22 protein-coding genes are annotated in these 17,769 nt (G+C 65.7%); 6 read left to right on the top strand and 16 right to left on the bottom strand.

The window, feature by feature from the left end; genetic code table 11:
* Window positions 1-966, bottom strand: coding sequence for a Bug family tripartite tricarboxylate transporter substrate binding protein (locus tag BCCGELA001_RS04235; protein WP_060734701.1), 966 nt, complete (start codon window positions 964-966; stop codon window positions 1-3).
* 128 nt (window positions 967-1,094) lie between these two features.
* Here BCCGELA001_RS04235 and BCCGELA001_RS04230 point away from each other — a divergent pair, with 128 nt between their 5' ends.
* From BCCGELA001_RS04230 to BCCGELA001_RS04215, 4 genes are all read left to right on the top strand, one after another.
* Complete coding sequence (locus tag BCCGELA001_RS04230) at window positions 1,095-1,886, top strand: IclR family transcriptional regulator (RefSeq protein ID WP_060734700.1); 792 nt, start codon at window positions 1,095-1,097, stop codon at window positions 1,884-1,886.
* Between the two features lie 80 nt (window positions 1,887-1,966).
* The gene (locus BCCGELA001_RS04225; RefSeq protein ID WP_060734699.1) at window positions 1,967-3,262 is read left to right on the top strand and encodes an O-acetylhomoserine aminocarboxypropyltransferase; all 1,296 of its coding nucleotides are present in this window, start codon (window positions 1,967-1,969) and stop codon (window positions 3,260-3,262) included.
* Between the two features lie 3 nt (window positions 3,263-3,265).
* Window positions 3,266-4,048 carry an alpha/beta fold hydrolase gene (locus BCCGELA001_RS04220; protein WP_008542953.1) on the top strand — a complete coding sequence of 261 codons (783 nt, stop codon included), beginning with the start codon at window positions 3,266-3,268 and terminating at the stop codon, window positions 4,046-4,048.
* A 71-nt stretch (window positions 4,049-4,119) separates the two neighbouring features.
* On the top strand, window positions 4,120-4,623 hold the full coding sequence (locus tag BCCGELA001_RS04215; protein ID WP_008542952.1) for a DUF6496 domain-containing protein: 504 nt from the start codon (window positions 4,120-4,122) through the stop codon (window positions 4,621-4,623).
* Here BCCGELA001_RS04215 and BCCGELA001_RS04210 read toward each other — a convergent pair whose 3' ends face one another.
* A complete protein-coding gene (locus tag BCCGELA001_RS04210; RefSeq protein WP_008542950.1) occupies window positions 4,624-4,827 on the bottom strand; it encodes a hypothetical protein in 204 nt (67 codons plus the stop codon). It lies immediately after the preceding gene.
* 57 nt (window positions 4,828-4,884) lie between these two features.
* A complete protein-coding gene (locus BCCGELA001_RS37810; RefSeq protein ID WP_158511598.1) occupies window positions 4,885-5,076 on the bottom strand; it encodes a hypothetical protein in 192 nt (63 codons plus the stop codon).
* Between the two features lie 142 nt (window positions 5,077-5,218).
* Between BCCGELA001_RS37810 and BCCGELA001_RS04205 the strand changes: the two genes are divergently transcribed.
* Window positions 5,219-5,950, top strand: coding sequence for an SDR family NAD(P)-dependent oxidoreductase (locus tag BCCGELA001_RS04205; protein ID WP_060734698.1), 732 nt, complete (start codon window positions 5,219-5,221; stop codon window positions 5,948-5,950).
* A 123-nt stretch (window positions 5,951-6,073) separates the two neighbouring features.
* On the opposite strand, the gene BCCGELA001_RS04200 is transcribed toward BCCGELA001_RS04205, so the two are convergent.
* Genes BCCGELA001_RS04200 through phnG form a run of 9 tightly spaced genes read right to left on the bottom strand, consistent with a single transcriptional unit; the run spans window position 6,074 to window position 12,990 of the window.
* Window positions 6,074-6,685: a pyridoxamine 5'-phosphate oxidase family protein gene (locus BCCGELA001_RS04200; protein WP_008542939.1), complete on the bottom strand. Its 612-nt coding sequence runs from the start codon at window positions 6,683-6,685 to the stop codon at window positions 6,074-6,076.
* Between the two features lie 22 nt (window positions 6,686-6,707).
* Window positions 6,708-7,304: a phosphonate metabolism protein/1,5-bisphosphokinase (PRPP-forming) PhnN gene (phnN, locus tag BCCGELA001_RS04195; protein WP_060734697.1), complete on the bottom strand. Its 597-nt coding sequence runs from the start codon at window positions 7,302-7,304 to the stop codon at window positions 6,708-6,710.
* Window positions 7,301-8,458: an alpha-D-ribose 1-methylphosphonate 5-triphosphate diphosphatase gene (locus BCCGELA001_RS04190; RefSeq protein ID WP_144441131.1), complete on the bottom strand. Its 1,158-nt coding sequence runs from the start codon at window positions 8,456-8,458 to the stop codon at window positions 7,301-7,303. The genes phnN and BCCGELA001_RS04190 overlap by 4 nt, the downstream gene beginning before the upstream one ends.
* Window positions 8,459-8,463: 5 nt before the next feature.
* Entirely contained in the window at window positions 8,464-9,162 is a 699-nt protein-coding gene (phnL, locus tag BCCGELA001_RS04185) for a phosphonate C-P lyase system protein PhnL (RefSeq protein WP_060734695.1), read from the bottom strand.
* A 22-nt stretch (window positions 9,163-9,184) separates the two neighbouring features.
* Window positions 9,185-9,976: a phosphonate C-P lyase system protein PhnK gene (gene phnK / locus BCCGELA001_RS04180; RefSeq protein WP_060734694.1), complete on the bottom strand. Its 792-nt coding sequence runs from the start codon at window positions 9,974-9,976 to the stop codon at window positions 9,185-9,187.
* A complete protein-coding gene (locus BCCGELA001_RS04175; protein WP_060734693.1) occupies window positions 9,969-10,859 on the bottom strand; it encodes an alpha-D-ribose 1-methylphosphonate 5-phosphate C-P-lyase PhnJ in 891 nt (296 codons plus the stop codon). Before BCCGELA001_RS04175 ends, phnK begins: the two co-directional genes overlap by 8 nt.
* On the bottom strand, window positions 10,856-11,959 hold the full coding sequence (locus BCCGELA001_RS04170) for a carbon-phosphorus lyase complex subunit PhnI (RefSeq protein ID WP_060734692.1): 1,104 nt from the start codon (window positions 11,957-11,959) through the stop codon (window positions 10,856-10,858). The genes BCCGELA001_RS04175 and BCCGELA001_RS04170 overlap by 4 nt, the downstream gene beginning before the upstream one ends.
* A 4-nt stretch (window positions 11,960-11,963) precedes the next feature.
* Window positions 11,964-12,572 carry a phosphonate C-P lyase system protein PhnH gene (gene phnH, locus BCCGELA001_RS04165; RefSeq protein WP_008542913.1) on the bottom strand — a complete coding sequence of 203 codons (609 nt, stop codon included), beginning with the start codon at window positions 12,570-12,572 and terminating at the stop codon, window positions 11,964-11,966.
* Window positions 12,573-12,576: 4 nt separating this feature from the next.
* Complete coding sequence (gene phnG, locus BCCGELA001_RS04160; RefSeq protein WP_060737477.1) at window positions 12,577-12,990, bottom strand: phosphonate C-P lyase system protein PhnG; 414 nt, start codon at window positions 12,988-12,990, stop codon at window positions 12,577-12,579.
* 157 nt (window positions 12,991-13,147) lie between these two features.
* Between phnG and phnF the strand changes: the two genes are divergently transcribed.
* Entirely contained in the window at window positions 13,148-13,879 is a 732-nt protein-coding gene (gene phnF, locus BCCGELA001_RS04155) for a phosphonate metabolism transcriptional regulator PhnF (RefSeq protein ID WP_060734691.1), read from the top strand.
* Window positions 13,880-14,064: 185 nt separating this feature from the next.
* Here phnF and phnE (BCCGELA001_RS04150) read toward each other — a convergent pair whose 3' ends face one another.
* The 4 genes from phnE (BCCGELA001_RS04150) to phnC form a co-directional block, all read right to left on the bottom strand.
* Window positions 14,065-14,880, bottom strand: coding sequence for a phosphonate ABC transporter, permease protein PhnE (gene phnE, locus BCCGELA001_RS04150; protein WP_060737476.1), 816 nt, complete (start codon window positions 14,878-14,880; stop codon window positions 14,065-14,067).
* Window positions 14,881-14,906: 26 nt separating this feature from the next.
* Window positions 14,907-15,791, bottom strand: a complete 885-nt coding sequence (gene phnE / locus BCCGELA001_RS04145; RefSeq protein ID WP_060734690.1) for a phosphonate ABC transporter, permease protein PhnE — start codon at window positions 15,789-15,791, stop codon at window positions 14,907-14,909.
* A 75-nt stretch (window positions 15,792-15,866) separates the two neighbouring features.
* Entirely contained in the window at window positions 15,867-16,802 is a 936-nt protein-coding gene (gene phnD / locus BCCGELA001_RS04140) for a phosphonate ABC transporter substrate-binding protein (protein WP_060734689.1), read from the bottom strand.
* Between the two features lie 60 nt (window positions 16,803-16,862).
* Window positions 16,863-17,672: a phosphonate ABC transporter ATP-binding protein gene (gene phnC / locus BCCGELA001_RS04135; RefSeq protein WP_008542887.1), complete on the bottom strand. Its 810-nt coding sequence runs from the start codon at window positions 17,670-17,672 to the stop codon at window positions 16,863-16,865.
* Between the last annotated feature and the right edge of the window lie 97 nt (window positions 17,673-17,769).

The following is a 17,769-nucleotide window of genomic DNA, read 5'->3' as shown; positions in this document are numbered from 1 at the left end:
TCAATCAGCCCTGATGTTGGCCTTGCGCACGACCGGAATCCACTTGGCGTCCTCACGCGCGAGATAGGCCTTGAACTCGTCGGGCGTCATCACGGTCGCTTCGCCGCCGAGCTTCTCGAACTTGTCAGCAATGGCCGGGTCCTTGAGGATCGCGACCAGCGTCGTGTGCAGCTTGTCGACAATTGGTGCCGGCGTACCCGCGGGCGCGAACAGGCCGGTGAAAGTCTGGCCGTCGAAATCCTTGTAGCCGAGCTCGGCGAAGGTCGGCACGTCGGGCAGTGATTTCAGGCGATGCGGGCTGGTGACCGCCAGCGGACGGAACAGGCCGGCCTTGATGTGCTGGAGGCTGACCGTGAGCTGGTCGAATGCGAACTGCACCTGGCCGCCGAGCAGATCGTTGATCGCCGGCGCGTTGCCGCGGTAATGCGCGGTGACCCATTGCAGTCCGAGATTCGACTGCATCAGCTCGCTGAGCAGATGGTTGGTGGTGCCGGGACCGGGCGAGGCCATGGTCAGCTTTCCGGGCTCGCGCTTGGCGAGGTCGATGAATTCCTTGAAGCTCGTCGCCTGTACCGAGGGATGCACCTCGAGCACCAGCGGCGTCATCGAGATCGTCGAGATCGGCAGGAAATCCTTCTTCCAATTATAGGCTTCGCGCTTGTTGATCTCGGTCGCGAACAGCACCGGGCCGTTGGCGCCGACGAACAGCGTGTAGCCGTCGGGCGCGGATTTCGCGAAGGCCTCGCCCGCGATCATGCCGCCAGCGCCGGCCTTGTTCTCGATGACGAAGGGCTGGCCGAGCTTTTCCTGGAGCTTGTCGGCGATGATGCGCGCCGCGCTGTCGACATTGCCGCCGGCCGGATAGGGCACGATCAGCTTGACGTTGCGCGCCGGCCATTCCTGGCCAGAGGCGGGCCCCGCCAGCATCGCCGCCACGGCGGCAATGCCAATCCAGATTAATCTCATGTTAACCTCCCAGCAGCGCTTCCAAATTCCTTCGGTGCCCTGACGTCGTGCGGGGCAATCCGACCTCGGCGCAATCTTCAAATGCGTGCTTGTTCTGTCGAGAGAATTGTGGCGTTCTTGTCCATATTATGGACAGAACGGCACTCGCTCGCAATGCAACAGAACCGCGCGAGGGCGCGCAGGCGATCCGCCGCGCGCTCGCCGTGCTGCGCATTTTGGCCGCAGGGCGCGAGGACGGCGTTCCCCTGGCCGAAGTGGTCCGGGCCACCGGCCTCACCCGCCCGACCGTGCATCGCATCGTCCACGTGCTGATCGAGGAAGGCATCGTCGAGCGGCACGAGCGGACCGGCCGCTATGCGATCGGCAACCAGGTGCCGGAGCTGGCGCTCGCGCGTCCGCGGCCGTCGCGGCTGTTGGTTGCCGCCAATCCATCGCTGCGGCGCGCCTCCTCCGAGATCGGCGACACGCTGTTCCTGACGGTGCGCACCGGCAACGACACGCTGTGCGTCGACCGCAGGATCGGGGTCTATCCGATCCAGGTGCTGTCGATCGAGGTCGGCGCGCGCCGGCCGCTCGGCGTCTCCAGCGCGGGTGTTGCGATCCTCGCCGCGATGCCGGCACAGGACGCGCGCAAGATCGTCGCGGCGAACGAGAAGAGGTTCGAGGCCTACCGGACCGATGTGGCGACGGTGATGGGCGAGGTGACGGCCGCAAGACGGCTGGGCTACGGCAAGCGGGAGATCGGCCTCGTGCAGGGCACGAAATCGATCTCGACCTGGATCAAGACGGCGGACGGCCAGCCGGCGGCGGCGATGACGGTCTCTGCCGTTCGCACGAGGCTCGGTCCCCGCCGCGAGCAGGAGGTCGCCGAGATATTGCTGCGCGAGGCGCGGATCATCGAGCAGGCGATCGGGGGTTAAGGCGGCGCTGTCAATGGGCTGACGCCGCATGCCATCTGTGGCACAAGAACCACCATCGCCGACCGCCAACGAGGCCACGCATGCCCGCGCCGAAACCGCCTGCCTTCGAGACCCTGAGCCTGCATGCGGGCCAGCATCCGGATCCCGCAACCGGCGCCCGCGCGGTGCCGATTTACCAGACCACCTCCTACGTGTTCCAGGATTCCGATCACGCCGCGGCGCTGTTCAATTTGGAGCGCGCTGGCCACATCTATACGCGCATCTCCAATCCGACCACGGGTGTGCTGGAGGAGCGGCTTGCGGCGCTGGAAGGCGGCGTCGGCGCGATCTGCACCGCCAGCGGCATGGCCGCGCTGCATCTGGCCATCGCGACGCTGCTCAATGCCGGCGACCACATCGTGGCGTCGAGCTCGCTCTATGGCGGCACCATCAACCTCTTGGCGCACACGCTGCCGCGCTTCGGCATCACCACGACCTTCGTCAAGCCGCGCGACCTCGACGCGTTCCGCAGCGCGCTCAAGCCGAATACCAAGCTCGTGATTGGCGAGACCATCGGCAATCCCGGGCTGGAAGTGCTCGACATTCCCAAGGTCGCGGCGATCGCGCATGAGGCGAGGATTCCGCTGCTGATCGACAACACCTTCGCCACGCCCTATCTCAGCCGCCCGATCGAGCTCGGGGCCGACATCGTCATGCATTCGGCGACCAAGTGGATCGGCGGCCACGGCATCGCGATCGGCGGCGCCATCGTCGATGGCGGCCGTTTCGACTGGCGCGGGTCCGGCAAGTTCGGCGTGCTGACCGAGCCCTATGGCGGCTATCACGGCATCGTCTTCGACGAGCAGTTCGGCAGCGCCGCCTTCATCATGCGGGCGCGCACCGAAGGCTTGCGCGATTTCGGCGCCTGCCTGTCGCCGACCAACGCGTTCCAGCTCCTGCAAGGGGTCGAGACGCTCGGCGTGCGCATGGACCGGCACATGCAGAACACGCACCTCGTGCTGGAGGCGTTGAAAGCCAACAAGGCCGTCGACTGGGTGTTGCATCCCTCGCTGGAGGATCACACCGACTATCAGCTCGCCAAGCAATTGCTGCCGCGCGGCGCGGGCTCGATCGTCTCGTTCGGCATCAAGGGCGGGCGGCCCGCGGGGCGCAAATTCATCGAGCAGCTGCGCATGATCAGCCATCTCGCAAATGTCGGCGACGCCAAGACCCTGGTGATCCACCCCGCCTCGACCACGCATCAGCAGATGGATGCCGAGCAGCTCAAGGCCGCCGGCATCGGCGAGGAGTTGGTGCGGCTCTCGGTCGGCATCGAGACGGCCAGCGACATCATTGACGATCTCGCCCAGGCGCTCCGCATCTCGCAGAAGGTTTAAGCCATGAAGCTCTCCGTCAACGGCACCGAGGTGTTCGCCGCAACCGGCGGCCGCGACTTCGACAAGTCGCTGCCCACGGTCGTCTTCATCCACGGCGCCGGCTTCGATCATTCGACCTGGGCGCTGCACACGCGCTGGTTCGCCCATCACGGCTTCGGCGTGCTGGCGCCTGATCTGCCCGGCCATGGCCGCTCGGCAGGACCCTCGCTCTCTGATATCGCCGAGATGGCCGATTGGACGGCGGCGCTGCTCGATGCGGCAGGAGCTGCAAAGGCGCACCTGATTGGCCACTCCATGGGATCGCTGATCTCGCTGGAGACGGCGGCCCGCCATCCCGACAAGGTTTCGGCGCTGAGCTTGATCGGCACTGCTGCCACGATGACGGTCGGCCCCGATCTTTTGAAGGCGGCCGAGGCCAACTCGCAGGATGCCAACGACATGGTCTCGATCTGGGGCCTCGGCTTCAACGCCGAGCTCGGCGGCAGCCTCGCGCCGGGTCTGTGGATGCATGGCGGCGCCCAGGCCGTGCTGAAGGCTTGCGAGCCGGGCGTGCTCTTTAGGGATCTGTCCGCCTGCAACGCCTATGCGAATGCGCTGCAAGCCGCCGCGAGCGTAAAGGTCCCGACGACGCTCATTCTTGGCGAACGGGACATGATGACGCCCGCCAAGGCGGGCAAGGCCCTCGCGGCTGCAATCCCGCATGCCAAGACCGTCGTGGTATCAGGCGCCGGCCACATGATCATGGCCGAGCGTCCGGATGAGTTACTGGCAGCGCTGAGGAACTGAGCGGATCGATCCTGTGCCTTGCGCGTTGCGGTCAGATATCCCTCTCAACTCGAAGAAGGGGAACTCGACCCATGCCAAGACAAGAGATCATCCGCAAAGCCAAACAGGACAAGCGCGCCGGCAAATCGGCGAGCACGCAGGCCGGCGAATTCGTCAAGGACCAGATCGACAAGATCAGGAAAGGCAAACACGGCGCGCGCTCGACCAAACAGGCCATTGCCATCGGCCTCTCCGAAGCGCGCCGTGCCGGCGTCGATCTGCCGCCGCCAGGCAAAGGTCGAACCAAAAAGTCGACACGCCGCAGCGCCAAATACGCCTATGAGGTCGGCCAGGGCAAACGCACACCCAAACGGCGGCCGCGCGTGTCGCGCGCCGTGGAGAAGGTCCTGAAGAAGGAGCCGCGCTCGACCGCGTCACGGGGCGCGCTCTCGAAGCAGGCCAAGAGCGCCGCAAGCCGGCGAACCGCCGCATCGCGATCGGCCGCGGCGCGGAAAGCCAGCCACACCAAGGGCGCCAAAGTCCGCTCCGCCGCCGCCAAGAAGGCGGCACGCACCAGAGCGCGCCGCAAGGGCTGATCAGCTCAGACGCCGGCCCCGCTCCGCGAGCACCGCACGGGCGGCGCGTTCAGCTTCGCGCGCCGAACGGAACTGTCGGCCTTCGAGGCTGTCGAACAAGCGCTCGGAGGAGAAGAAGCGGAAACCGCGCTCTTCTCTCGTGATGATGCCAGCGGCTCGGTCGTGAACCTCGATGATGTAGGCATTTGATTGCGCGTGGGACATGGCTGCTCATTCGCCGAAGTCTCGGCGTTCCTTGGATTGTGCGATGCTGAAAGGCTGCTAGGAGGCGGTCAGCAACAACAACAGGCGCCGGTTGCCGCCGAGAAACAGCGCCGCACCATGCAGGCCTGCATGTCGTTCTGATTGCGCTGATGATCGATTCTCATATCGCGGCTTGGGGGCTCGAGGAGCAGTTTCGATGCCGCGAATATCGAGCGGTTGGCGCGATTGGTCAATGAAATGGCTGTCCATATTTGCTTTGACGGCGCAGGAGCGCTTCTCCTGCGGCGAGCACCGGCAGCCGGATTCATCTCGCGATGAGTTCAACCCCGGACCGCAGCCGGCATGATAGGATTCCTGCGGCCACAGAACTGAAGAACCGGGAGGTCCAGCGATGACGCATGATCTGAAGGGACGCACCGCGCTCGTGACCGGCGGCTCGCGCGGGATTGGCGCAGCCGTCTGTCGCGCGCTGGCGGCATCAGGCGCTGCGGTGGCGATCAACTGCCGCGAACAGATCGGCCAGGCCGAGCAGCTTGCGGGCGAAATCGTCCAGCATGGCGGCCGCGCCATCGTCGTCGCCGCCGACGTCTCACAAGCCGAGGCCGTGGCCGGCATGATCGAACGCGTGGCGGGCGGGCTCGGGCCCATCGACATCCTCGTCAACAATGCCGGCATCGCCATCACGCGCGGCGTCGAGGATCTCACCGAGGACGATTTTGACCGCACCATCCTGGTCAATCTGAAATCCGCCTTCCTGTGCACGCAACAAGTTCTGCCCTCGATGCGCGCGCGGAAATGGGGTCGCATCGTCAACATTTCTTCCGGAGCCGCGCGCGGCGCGGGGTCTATCGGCCCGCACTACAACGCATCCAAGGCCGGGCTGGAGGGCCTCACGCGAGGCTATGCGGCGCGGCTGGTGAAGGACGGCATCACCGTCAACGCCGTGGCGCCGTCGCTGATCGAGACCGACATGATGAGCGGACAGACGCAGCTCGTAAGCCGCATCCCGCTCGGCCGCTTCGGCACGGCGGACGAGGTAGCGAAGGCCGTGATGTTGCTGGTCGACAATGCCTACATGACCGGGCAGACCGTCGCGCTGAGCGGCGGGATGGCGTTTAATTAGAGGTTACACCGTCATGGCCGGGCTTGTCCCGGCCATCCACGCCTTTCAGGTGGTGCGAAGAACGTGGATGCCCGGGACAAGCCCGGGCATGACCGATCAGTTGCAGATCGAGAGCGCTAACACTCACCACATCGTCGCGGCGGCTCGCTCCGGCCAGATCCGATCATACTCCGCGCCGCCGACCTTGTTGTCACTCATCTCGGCGAGGATCTGGCCCGGCGTCGGCAGCGTCTTCGGATCGACGCGCTTGTCGGGATTCCAGAGGTCGGAGCGGACGATGGCGCGGGCGCATTGAAAGTAGATCTCGTCCACACGCATCACCATGACGCTGCGCGGCGCCTTGCCTTCGACCTTGAACGAGGCCAGCAGATCGGAGTCGATCGACAGATGCGCGCGGCCATTGGCGCGGACGGCGTTGCCGGAGCCGGGAATCAGAAACATCAGCGATACCCTGGGATCGCGCACGATGTTGCGCAAGGAATCGACGCGGTTGTTGCCGCGGCGGTCCGGCAGCATCAATGTCTTGGGATCGTGGATGCAGACGAAGCCGGGCAGATCGCCACGCGGCGAGCAATCGATGCCTTCAGGACCGATGGTGGCAAGCGCAGCAAATGGCGCCTTCTCGATGAAGAGGCGGTAGAGCGGCGTGACATGATCGGCGACTTTCACGGTCGAGGCGTCGTTGGTGGCACCGTAAATGGCTTCGAGCTGCTCGACCGTTTCGATCACCGACATTCCATTCTCCTGGTTGCGCCGGCTATTCCTGCCAGCCTTCGTTCCTGATCACGCGCAGGAGCTGGCGGCCGTGATACTCCGCGCTGCCCGCATTGAGGATGGTGACATCGGCATGCGCCGAGGCGTCGTCGATGCTCCGGGTGAGACGCTCGGCAATGTCGCCGTCGCTGTTGCGCCCCCGCGCGGCAAGCCGCGCCGCCAGCACGTCAGGCGGCGCCGTGATCGCGACTACGACGACGTTGGCATAGGCCTGGCGCAGGGCACCAAGCACGGTGCGCGAAACGTTGACCACGACCGTGCGTCCGGCGCGGATATCGTCGTTGATCTGGGCCGGCAAGGCGTAGGAATGCCCGTGTGCTTCCCAATGCATGGCGAAATCGCCGTGCTCCCGCGCGCGGCGGAATTCTTGGGGCGCCACCGCGACGTTGTCCTCGTCGGCGGAGGCTTCGCGCGTGACGATCCGGCGCGGAAAGACGATGTCGTGGTCGTCGACGCACGCCGCCCGTGCCAACCGCAGCAGCGTGTCCTTGCCGGCACCGCTGGGGCCGACCACGAGCACGAGCCGGCCGGAACCGATCCCGCCTGCTGCATCCTGCGCCGTGGCGGCGGTCTCGCTCATGCGACGCGGTGTCCTTCCCGCCAGACGCTGCGGACCACGGGAACGCTGCCGGCGACATGCACGCGGATCAGATCGGCGCGCTTGCCCATCGCGATCTCGCCGCGGTCGGTGAGGCCGACGGCATCGGCGGGCGCCTTCGTCACGGTGCGGATCGCGGCGGGAAGGCTGATCGCCGGCACGTGCTCGGGCAGCTGCAGCGCCCCCATCAGCAGGCTCGACGGGATGTAGTCAGACGACAGGATGTCGAGCAGGCCTTCGCGGGCGAGATCGACCGCGGCGATGTTGCCGGAGTGCGAACCGCCGCGCACGACGTTGGGCGCGCCCATCAGGATGTCGATGCCGGCCTGATGCAGGCCGCGCGCGGCTTCCAGCGTGGTCGGGAATTCCGCCACCGCGACGCCGTCGCGCACGGCGTCCGCGACGTTCTCCTCGGTGGTGTCGTCGTGGCTGGCAAGCGGGATCTTGTACGCCTGCGCCAGCGCCACGATCTCGCGCATGTTGGCTGCGGCATATTGCTTCTGATACTCGAAGCGCTTGGCGAACAGCTCGTCGAGCTCGGCGTCGGTCTTGCCGCCGCCCTTGCCGCGGTAATAGTCGCGCAACTTCACCTCGTCGCGGAACTGGCGCTGGCCGGGGGTGTGATCCATCAGCGACATCAGCTTGACGTCGGGTCGGTCGATCAGCTCCTTGGCTTCCTCGACCACGCTCGGCATCGGGATCTCGCAGCGCAGATGCAGGAAGTGATCGGCGCGCAACAAATTGGCATCGCGCGCGGTCGTGATCGCGGCGGCGAGCACGCCGGAACGGCCGTCGACCTCCTCGGCGCCGTCCTCGCGCCAGACCCGGAGCGAATCGAACACCGTGGTGATGCCCGATGTGGCGAGCTGGCCGTCATAGGAGATGACGGCCGCGACCGGATTCCAGAACACCTTCGGACGCGGCACATAGTGCGCTTCGAGATGATCGGTGTGGAGCTCGATCAAGCCCGGCATGACCAGATCGCCGCCGGCATCCTCGGCGCCGGCGGGCGCCCTACCCTCGCCGATCTCGGCGATGCGGCCACCGACGAGCGCGAGCCAGCCCTGCTCGATCACCCGGTCGGCGAGCACGACCCTGGCATTTGCGATGACAATGTCCTTGGCGTTCATGTCCATTTTCCTCAGGCCGCGGCGGCGAAGCTGGTGACGTCGACGATGCGGTCCGCAATCAGATGACGGATTTCGTCGTCATGGACAATGGCGACCATGGCGACACCCTGGCGTTTCTTTTCGGCGACCAGCTCGACCACGACGGCGCGGTTGGCGGCGTCGAGCGAAGCGGTCGGCTCGTCCAGCAGCAGGATCGGCAGGTCCGAGATGAAGCCGCGCGCGATGTTGACGCGCTGCTGCTCGCCGCCGGAGAAGGTCGCGGGCGGCAGTTGCCAGAGGCGCTCGGGGATGTTGAGACGATGAAGCAGGTTGCCGGCGCGGGCCTGCGCATCGGCCCGCGACATGCCATTCACGATCAAGGGCTCGGCCACGACGTCGATCGTGGCTACCCGCGGCACGGCGCGCAAGAACTGGCTGACATAGCCGATGGTGGAGCGGCGGACATTGAGCACCTGGCGCGGCTCGGCGCTGGCGAGATCGATCACCGCGCCGCGATGGCGGATGCCGATGCGCCCCGAATCACAGCGGTAATTGCCGAAGATCATCTTCAGGATCGACGATTTGCCGGCGCCCGAAGGGCCCGACAGCACGACGCATTCACCCGGATTGACGTGAAAGGTCACGCCGCTGACGACGGGCAGTTCGATGCCACCCTGCAGGTGCATCGTGAAGGTCTTTCGGGCATCAGTGACGTCGATCATGGCAGTCATCGGAACACTCATCTGGGAAAGTTCATGGCGGCAGGATCGAGGAGACGAGGAGCTGGGTATAGGGCTCGCGAGGATCGTCGAGCACCTGATCGGTGAGGCCGGTCTCGATGACGCGGCCGCCCTTCATCACCATCACACGGTGCGACAACAGACGCGCGACCGCGAGGTCGTGCGTGACGATGATGACGGCGAGGTGCAGCTCCGCGACCAGGCCGCGCAGGAGGTCGAGCAGGCGGGCCTGAACCGAGACATCGAGCCCGCCCGTCGGCTCGTCCATGAACACCAACCGTGGCTCCGTGACGAGGTTGCGCGCGATCTGGAGCCGCTGGCGCATGCCGCCGGAATAGGTCCGCGGCGCGTCGTCGATGCGGGCTGTGTCGATCTCGACGCGGGTGAGCCAGTCGGACGCGGTATCGCGGATGCGGCCGTAGTGATTCCAGCCGACCGCCATCAGCCGCTCGCCGACATTGGCGCCGGCCGACACCGCCATGCGCAGGCCCTGTGCGGGATCCTGGTGCACATAGCCCCAATCGGTGCGGAACAGGAAGCGCCGCTCGGCCTCGCCCAGCGTCGTGAGATCGCGGGTGATGCCATCGCGCATCCGGTAGGAGACGTGACCTGCGCTCGGGGCGAGCTGGCCCGACAGCATTTGCAGCAGCGTCGACTTACCCGAGCCGGACTCGCCGACGATCGCCAGCACCTCGCCGGGATAGAGCGAGAACGACACGTCGCGACAGGCTGCGATGCGTCCGAACGACTTGCTGAGCTTGTCCGCGATCAGAAGCGGCTGATCATTCTCAAGCGTATCAACCATGGGAGCCCGCCTTCTCCTTGTACGGCGCGGCGCTGAGGCTGCCGTGATGGCCGGCGGCCTGGCGGCCCTCGCAATAATCAGTGTCGGAGCACACGAACATGCGGCCGCCCTTGTCGTCGGTGACGATCTCGTCGAGATAGGAGTTCTCCGCCGCGCACAGCGCGCAAGGCGCGTTGAAGCGGTAGGGCTCGAAGGGGTGGTCCTCGAAATCGAGCGACACCACCTGCGTGTAGGGCGGGATCGCATAGATGCGCTTCTCGCGGCCGGCGCCGAACAGCTGCAGCGCCGCGCAATTGTCCATCTTGGGATTGTCGAATTTCGGCGTCGGCGACGGGTCCATCACGTAACGTGCGTTCACCTTGACCGGATAGGCATAGGCGGTCGCGATATGACCGAACCGCGCGATATCCTCATAGAGCTTCACATGCATCAGCCCGTATTCGGCCAGCGCATGCATGCGCCGCGTCTCGGTCTCGCGCGGCTCGAGAAAGCGCAAGGGCTCGGGGATCGGCACCTGATAGACCAACACCTGATTCGCGTTCAGCTCCGCCTCGGGAATGCGGTGGCGGGTCTGGATCACGGTCGCATCATTCGTCGCCGTGGTCGTGGCAACGCCCGCAGTCTTGGCAAAGAACTTGCGGATCGAGATCGCGTTGGTCGTGTCGTCGGAGCCCTGGTCGATCACTTTCAGCACATCGTCAGGACCGAGGATCGCGGCCGTGACCTGCACGCCACCGGTGCCCCAGCCATAGGGCATCGGCATCTCGCGGCTAGCGAACGGCACCTGATAGCCGGGGATCGCGATCGCTTTCAGGATCGCGCGGCGGATCATCCGCTTGGTCTGCTCGTCGAGATAGGCGAAATTATAGGCAGGCGCGTTCATTCCGCGGCCTCCTTCATGGCATCGGGCGCATTGGCTTCGGCAAATTCCTTCCGCAACTTGCGAAGCAGGCCGAGCTCAGACTGGAAGTCGACATAATGCGGCAGCTTGAGATGCTCGACGAAGCCGGTCGCCTGCACGTTGTCCGAATGCGACATCACGAATTCTTCGTCCTGCGCGGGAGCGAGCGCCTCTTCGCCGAGCTCGCGGGCACGCAGCGCGCGGTCGACCAGCGCCATCGACATGGTCTTGCGCTCGCTCTGGCCGAAGGCGAGGCCATAGCCGCGGGTGAAGCACGGCGCTTCCGTCACCGAGCCCTTGAACTGGTTGACCATCTGGCACTCGGTCAGCTCGATCGAGCCGAGCGGCACGGCGAAGCCGACGTCTTCGGCGAAGAATTCGACCTCGACCTCGCCGAACCGGATCTCACCGGCGAAGGGATGGTTGCGGCCATAGCCGCGCTGGGTGGAATAGCCCATCGCCAGCAGGAAGCCCTCGTCGCCGCGGGCCAGATTTTGCAGGCGCAGGTCGCGGTCCGCCGGAAAGTTCAGCGGCTCACGGGTGAGATCGCCGACGCTGGCGCCCTCCTCGGCTCGCGGCGAGGATTCGATCAATCCATCGCGGCCGAGTATATCCGTCACGCGCGGCGTCGCCGCGGTGGAGGCTTCGGCCGTCGCCGGCGCCTCCGGCACGAAGCCTTCGGCGAGCGAGGGATCGAGCAGGCGATGGGTATAGTCGAAGGTCGGCCCGAGGATCTGGCCGCCGGGGATATCCTTGAATGTCGAGGACACCCGCCGCTGCACCCGCATGGCGCCGGTGTCGACCGGCTCGCTGGCGCCGAAGCGCGGCAGCGTTGCGCGGAACGCGCGGACCAGGAAGATCGCCTCGATCAGATCGCCGCGCGCCTGCTTGATGGCGAGCGAAGCAAGCTCGCGGTCATAGAGCGAGCCTTCGCTCATGACGCGATCGACGGCAAGGCCGAGCTGCTCCGAGATTTGCTCGAGCGTAACTTCGGGGACACTGGGGTCTCCCCGCCGGGCGTTTGCAAGCAGGCGATGGGCGTTCTCGATGGCGCGTTCGCCGCCTTTGACTGCGACATACATGCTTTCAGCTTCCCTTGCTCACGACGCGCGTGGTGCGGGGGATCGCGACCACGGCATCATCGGCGACCAGCACCACGTCGATGCCGCGTGGAAACAGCGCCTCGTTCATGCTCAGGCGCTCGAACAGGTCGAACGGTTTGACCGACGCCTGCAGCGTCGCAACGCCATCGATGCCAGGGCCGCGCAACTCGAAGCTGCGGCCCGCATCCAGACGATCGACCTGGAGGATCAAGGTGGTCGAGCGATCGGGATATTCGCTGGTGCCGAGCGCGAAACGCTCGAGCGGGGGCAGCGCCGCGCCGTCACTCATCAAGGCGAAGCTCGCGATCGAGGTGTCATGCACCACCGGCGCACCGGTGTGGAACTTGAGCCATTTCACAACGTCGGAGCTTTCCGCCATGCCCACATCGAGCCAGAGCGGCGTGTCGTGATCGAACAGCGTCAGCGCGATCGCGGCGGTGCCGCGCATAATCGCCGCGGGCGCTCCCGCCATCGGCACGATGCGCTGGACCGAACCCGGCCGCGCCATCGCGTCCATCACCGAACGAAAGGTCGACTGCGCCGACAGCACCTTGTCGGCGAAACCTGGCGGCAGTTCCGCAATCGTGGTCATGATCTCAGCCCTCACCGCGCACCATGGTGTAGAAATCAACCTTCGTCGCGGCGGTCTCGGCCGCGGCCTGTTCGCGGCGAATCATAAGCTGCTCGCGCAACGGGGCGATAACGTCGCGCTCGACAGCCGAGCCGAAATCACCGGATTGCACCAGCGCATCGCACAGCGCGATCAACCGCGCCTTTTCACCGTCGCGGCCTAGCGTGTAGCCGAAGCCGACCTCGCCGCTGGCGAGCCGCACCGCGGCGCGCGACACGGTGGCTTCGCCGAGGTTGAACGGCGCACCGTCGCCGCCGATTCGGCCGCGCAGCATGACGAGACCGTTTTCCGGTGCGCGCAGATCCTGATGCTCCGGCAGGGCCAAGTTGCGGAGGCGGGCGGCGATCTCGCCCGCCTCCGCGTGCGCCAGCACGGCCATCGCGGCCTTGCGCTGGGCTTGCTGGTTGTTGTGCTGGGTCACCGCCTCACCGATCTTGCCGCCATGAAGTTGTCTATGATACTAGACAACTTCATACGGGAGCGCCATGACTGTTTCGTGACAAAGCCGTGATTTTCGGGCTAGGCTGACCAGCGATATGAGCATGCAAGACACTGCATCGTCGGGCGTTGCGTTGTGGCGCCTCGTTGCCGACGGCATCGAGCGCGGCATCGCCGACGGCCGCTTTGCCGCCGGCGACAAGCTGCCGGGCGAAGTGGAGATCGCGGAAACCTATCGCGTGAACCGCCACACAGTGCGGCGCGCGCTGGCGGCGCTTGCCGAGCGCGGCCTGGTGCGGGCCGAGCGCGGCAGCGGGACCTATGTCGAGGCGCAGAAGCTCGCCTATCCGCTACGCTCGCGGACGCGCTTTTCCGAGATCGTCGGCGCCGAAGGACGCGAGCCGCATGGCCGGCTGATCGAGACGACCGGCGATGTCGCCACGCGCGAGTTGGCGAGGGAACTGGGATTGAAGACCGGCGCCCCGTTGGTGCGGATCGAGGCGATCCGCCTCGCCGATCGTACGCCGATCTGCGTCTCCACCACATGGTTGTCAGCGGAGCGGTTTCCGGACGCCGGCACCGTGTTTGCGGCGACGCGCTCCATGACCAAGCTGCTGGAGCATTATGATGTGCGCGACTATCGCCGCGGCGCGACGCGGATCACGGCCGGCATCGTCGACGCGACCGACGCCGCACGGCTGGATCTCGCGCTGGGCCGTCCGATCCTGGTGGTCGATGCGACCGACCACGATCTCGACGGCAAGCCGCTGGTGACCAAGCACTCGCGCTTCGCAGCAGAGCGGGTGGAGTTTCTGGTGGAGAACGGGTGAGTTGCTTCTTCCCCTCCCCCCTTGCGGGAGAGGGTGGCTCGCTGCGCAGCGGCGAGACGGGTGAGGGGTACGTCTCCGCGAATGTTAGTCTGAGTTTGGGGAGGCATACCCCTCATCCGGCGCTTCGCGCCACCTTCTCCCACAAGGGGAGAAGGGAAGTGGAGGTCCGCGGCGAGCACCATCGTTCAGGCGATAGCTCGCCTGCCGATGATCGCGAAGCGCAGCTTGCTCGAGATGAAATCGATCGCGGCGACCGCGACCAGAATCATCAGGATCAGGAACGACACCTTCTGCCATTCGAGCACGCGGATCTGCTCGGCGAGCTGGAGGCCGATGCCGCCCGCGCCGACGATGCCGATGATGGTGGCCGAGCGGGTGTTGGATTCGATGAAATAGAGCACCTGGCCTGCGATCACCGGCAGGACCTGCGGCAACAGGCCGAAGCGGATCTCGTGCAGTGCGCTGCCGCCGGAGGCCCGGATGCCTTCGACCTGCTTCTGGTCGGCGCCTTCGATCGCCTCCGAGAACAGCTTGCCGAACGCGCCGAAATCCGCGACCGCGATGGCGAGCACGCCGGCGAACGGGCCGAGCCCGACCACGTTGATCCAGACCAGCGCCCAGATCAACGTGTCGACGCCGCGGATCGAATCGAGGACACGGCGGACGGGGAAACGCAGAATTTTCGACGCCACCACGTTACGCGCGGCGAGCAGACTGACGGGGAGCGCGAAGATGGCGGCGAGCGTGGTGCCGAGCAGCGCGATCGACAGCGTCTCGCCCAGCGCCTTCAGGTAGACCGGCAGCGAGGAGCCCGGATCGGGCGGGATCATCATCCGGCCGATCCAGCCGAGCTGACTAAGGCCGGCGACGAAGCGTGACGGCGAGAAGTCGAGATCGACCAGGCCGTAGATGAGAATCGCGAACGCCGCCACGATCATTGCAGGCGTCGCCAGCCGCGCCGAGGCGGGCCGGTCGAACACATCAGGGTAGCGCGCACGCATCTCTCGCGTGTCGACCTCCTGCTTCGTCACGCCCGCGCCTCCTTGCCGAACAGGCGGCCGCGCAGCCAGCCGGTGGTGATGTCGATGACGAAGACGGTGACGATGATGGTGAGCAGGATCGCGCTGACGTCGGAGTAATAGAACTTGCGGATCGCGACGACGAGCTCCTGGCCGATGCCGCCGGCACCGACGAAACCCATCACCGAGGCCTCGCGGACGTTGATCTCGAAGCGCAGCAGCGCATAGCTGGCATAGCCCGCGGTCACCTGCGGCACCACGGCAAAGCGCATGCAGGCGAGCCAGCTCGCGCCGGTGGATCGGATGCCCTCGACCGGCTTCATGTCGGCATTCTCGACGATCTCCGAGAACAGCTTGCCGAGCGCACCGGTGGAGTGGATGGCGATCGCGAGCACGCCCGCCATCGGACCGAGCCCGAAGGCGATGACGAAGACCAGTGCGAAGACGATGCCGGGAACGGTGCGGGCGAATTCGAGCAGACGCCGCACCACGAAGCGCAGCCAGGGCGCCGGCGAGGTGTTCTCGGCCGCGAAGAAATTCAGGATGAAGGCGAAGGTCGCGCCGATCAGCGTGCCGACATAGGAGATTAGCAGCGTCTCGGCCAGCATCTTCAGCCATTTGCGCCAGCCCCACAGCCACTCGCCGACATCGGTCCAGACCCGCTGGCCGCTGTCGAGCGTGAGGATGCGGTCGAAATAGCTGACGAAGTTGCCGAAATAGGTGAACAGCGTCCGCAGATTCACTTCGGCGCCGACCGCGGCGAGAAAGAGCGCCGCGGCGAACACCACCGTTCCCAGAAAGAGGCGCCATCGCCTGCGCGCGACCGCCTGGCGATAGGCCGCGTTGAGCACGGCGAGCTGCTGCTCGGGAAGGATCGAAACCGCGACGGTCATCTTGTCAGGAATTGGCTCGCAAAAAAGAGAAAGAGCCGGGCCCATCGACCCGGCTCCAGTTGCATCGCCCTGAGATCAGGACGCCTTCTTCTTGCGTAGCGCATCGACGAACTTGATCAGCTCGATCGTGCCATCCCAATCCTTGGTCGTGGCGGCATGGAAGCCCTTCTTCTGGCCGTCGGAGAGACGATCGAATGCGGCCTTGTCCTTGGTCGGCGCATCGAAGAACGCCTTGGCGATGGCGGCCTTGGCGTCATCGGGCAGATCGGAATTATAGGCGTAGGGTCCGTTGATGATCGGCGCCGATTTGTGGACGATGCGGAAATCGTCCTTCTTCATCGGCGAGCCGTCGGCATTCTTCAGCATGCCCTTGGTCAGCATCTGCGCCAGCGTGGAATCGTTGTCGCTGGTCCACTGGTTGGCGGCGACGTCGACCGTGCCCTGCGCCAGCGCCAGCATCGCGTTCTCGTGGCTGCCGGTGAAGACAACCTTGCTGAAATAGGTGTCGGCGTCGTGGATGCCCAATTTGTCGAGTTCAAAGCGCGGCACGTTGTTGCCGGAGGTCGAGTTGGGGTCGACGAGGCCGAGGTTCTTGCCCTTGAGGTCGTCGATCTTCTTGTAGGCGCTGCCTGCCTTGACGAAGAACACCGAGTAATAACCGGTCGAACCGTCGGCGTTGATGTCGTTGGCGAAGGCGTCGGTCTTGACGCCGGTCAGGCGGGCGCGGGCGAACGAGGCCGAGCCGTAGCTCGCGATCTGGATGTTGCCGGCGCGCTGGCCTTCGATGACGGCGGCGTAGTCGTTGGCAATGCGCAGCGTGACCTTCACGCCCAGTTCCTTGGAGAGATAGCTGACGAACGGCGCCCAGCGCTCGGTCACGCCGGAGGCGTTCTCGGCCGGGACGACCGCGAAGGTCAGCTCGGGATATTTGGCCTTCCAGTCGTTGGCCGAGGCGGAGGCCGTAAAAGCGAGCGCAGCGGCGCCGGCGAGGACTAATCTACGAGTGAGCATGATACCCTCTTCATCATCAGTTGGGGTCGGTTGACGCAAACACTTGCAACGCAACGCGGCTCAGGCAGCCGCAGCCGTTCCGAGTGCCGGAACGCCCTCGGGCGCCGGGACGGGCGCGCCGCCCATGACGTCGGCGGCTTCGAGATCGTAGAGCTCGCGCGCCACGCGGTCGGTCAGCGCGGACGGTGCGCCGTCGAACACCACGCGGCCGGCGGCCATGCCGATCAGGCGGTCGCAATAGCTGCGCGCGAGATCGAGCGAATGCAGGTTGCAGAGCACCGTTATGCCGAAATGTTTGTTGATGCGCAGCAGCGCATCCATCACGATCTTGGTGTTGCGTGGATCGAGCGAGGCGATCGGCTCGTCGGCGAGGATGATGTCGGGCTGCTGCACCAGGGCCCGGGCGATCGCGACGCGCTGCTGCTGGCCGCCGGAGAGCTGGTCGGCGCGCTGCGCGGCGAGCGTCGCGATGTCGAACTGTTCCAGCGCAGACATCGCCAGCGCCTTGTCCTGTTCCGGCCAGATTTGCGAGAGCGAGCGCCAGGCCGGCATCGTGGCGAGGCGCCCCATCAGGACATTGGTCAGGACATCGAGCCGGCCGACCAGGTTGAACTGCTGGAAGATCATCGCCGAACGCGCCCGCCACTGACGCAGCTCCTTGCCGCGCAGCGCAGTGACGTCGAGACCGTCGAACAGGATCCTGCCCTGGGTCGGGGTCACCAGGCGGTTGACGGCCCGGAGCAGCGTCGATTTGCCGGCACCGGAACGTCCGATCACACCGACGAAACCGCCGGGAGAGATTTGAAACGAAGCGTCGTCCACCGCGGCTTTTGCGCCGAAGCGGCACGTCAGACCTTCAACCACCAGCATGCAGGGCTCCAGAGTAGCTGGGGCCCACCGCTAACGCCGGCGCTTGACACTTGTGTGACATCAGCGTTGCGGTGCGGCGATCCTCCACAGCTCATCC

It is taken from the genome of Bradyrhizobium sp. CCGE-LA001 (assembly GCF_000296215.2).
Lineage (GTDB): Bacteria > Pseudomonadota > Alphaproteobacteria > Rhizobiales > Xanthobacteraceae > Bradyrhizobium.
This window is presented reverse-complemented; position numbering and strand designations above follow the sequence as displayed.

Bases quoted from the DNA above. Each gene is read 5' to 3' on its own strand.
- BCCGELA001_RS04235 (WP_060734701.1), bottom strand. From the start codon at position 966: ATGAGATTAATCTGGATTGGCATTGCCGCCGTGGCGGCGATGCTGGCG.
- BCCGELA001_RS04230 (WP_060734700.1), top strand. From the start codon at position 1,095: ATGGACAGAACGGCACTCGCTCGCAATGCAACAGAACCGCGCGAGGGC.
- BCCGELA001_RS04225 (WP_060734699.1), top strand. From the start codon at position 1,967: ATGCCCGCGCCGAAACCGCCTGCCTTCGAGACCCTGAGCCTGCATGCG.
- BCCGELA001_RS04220 (WP_008542953.1), top strand. From the start codon at position 3,266: ATGAAGCTCTCCGTCAACGGCACCGAGGTGTTCGCCGCAACCGGCGGC.
- BCCGELA001_RS04215 (WP_008542952.1), top strand. From the start codon at position 4,120: ATGCCAAGACAAGAGATCATCCGCAAAGCCAAACAGGACAAGCGCGCC.
- BCCGELA001_RS04210 (WP_008542950.1), bottom strand. From the start codon at position 4,827: ATGTCCCACGCGCAATCAAATGCCTACATCATCGAGGTTCACGACCGA.
- BCCGELA001_RS37810 (WP_158511598.1), bottom strand. From the start codon at position 5,076: ATGGACAGCCATTTCATTGACCAATCGCGCCAACCGCTCGATATTCGC.
- BCCGELA001_RS04205 (WP_060734698.1), top strand. From the start codon at position 5,219: ATGACGCATGATCTGAAGGGACGCACCGCGCTCGTGACCGGCGGCTCG.
- BCCGELA001_RS04200 (WP_008542939.1), bottom strand. From the start codon at position 6,685: ATGTCGGTGATCGAAACGGTCGAGCAGCTCGAAGCCATTTACGGTGCC.
- phnN (WP_060734697.1), bottom strand. From the start codon at position 7,304: ATGAGCGAGACCGCCGCCACGGCGCAGGATGCAGCAGGCGGGATCGGT.
- BCCGELA001_RS04190 (WP_144441131.1), bottom strand. From the start codon at position 8,458: ATGGACATGAACGCCAAGGACATTGTCATCGCAAATGCCAGGGTCGTG.
- phnL (WP_060734695.1), bottom strand. From the start codon at position 9,162: ATGACTGCCATGATCGACGTCACTGATGCCCGAAAGACCTTCACGATG.
- phnK (WP_060734694.1), bottom strand. From the start codon at position 9,976: ATGGTTGATACGCTTGAGAATGATCAGCCGCTTCTGATCGCGGACAAG.
- BCCGELA001_RS04175 (WP_060734693.1), bottom strand. From the start codon at position 10,859: ATGAACGCGCCTGCCTATAATTTCGCCTATCTCGACGAGCAGACCAAG.
- BCCGELA001_RS04170 (WP_060734692.1), bottom strand. From the start codon at position 11,959: ATGTATGTCGCAGTCAAAGGCGGCGAACGCGCCATCGAGAACGCCCAT.
- phnH (WP_008542913.1), bottom strand. From the start codon at position 12,572: ATGACCACGATTGCGGAACTGCCGCCAGGTTTCGCCGACAAGGTGCTG.
- phnG (WP_060737477.1), bottom strand. From the start codon at position 12,990: ATGGCCGTGCTGGCGCACGCGGAGGCGGGCGAGATCGCCGCCCGCCTC.
- phnF (WP_060734691.1), top strand. From the start codon at position 13,148: ATGAGCATGCAAGACACTGCATCGTCGGGCGTTGCGTTGTGGCGCCTC.
- phnE (WP_060737476.1), bottom strand. From the start codon at position 14,880: ATGCGTGCGCGCTACCCTGATGTGTTCGACCGGCCCGCCTCGGCGCGG.
- phnE (WP_060734690.1), bottom strand. From the start codon at position 15,791: ATGACCGTCGCGGTTTCGATCCTTCCCGAGCAGCAGCTCGCCGTGCTC.
- phnD (WP_060734689.1), bottom strand. From the start codon at position 16,802: ATGCTCACTCGTAGATTAGTCCTCGCCGGCGCCGCTGCGCTCGCTTTT.
- phnC (WP_008542887.1), bottom strand. From the start codon at position 17,672: ATGCTGGTGGTTGAAGGTCTGACGTGCCGCTTCGGCGCAAAAGCCGCG.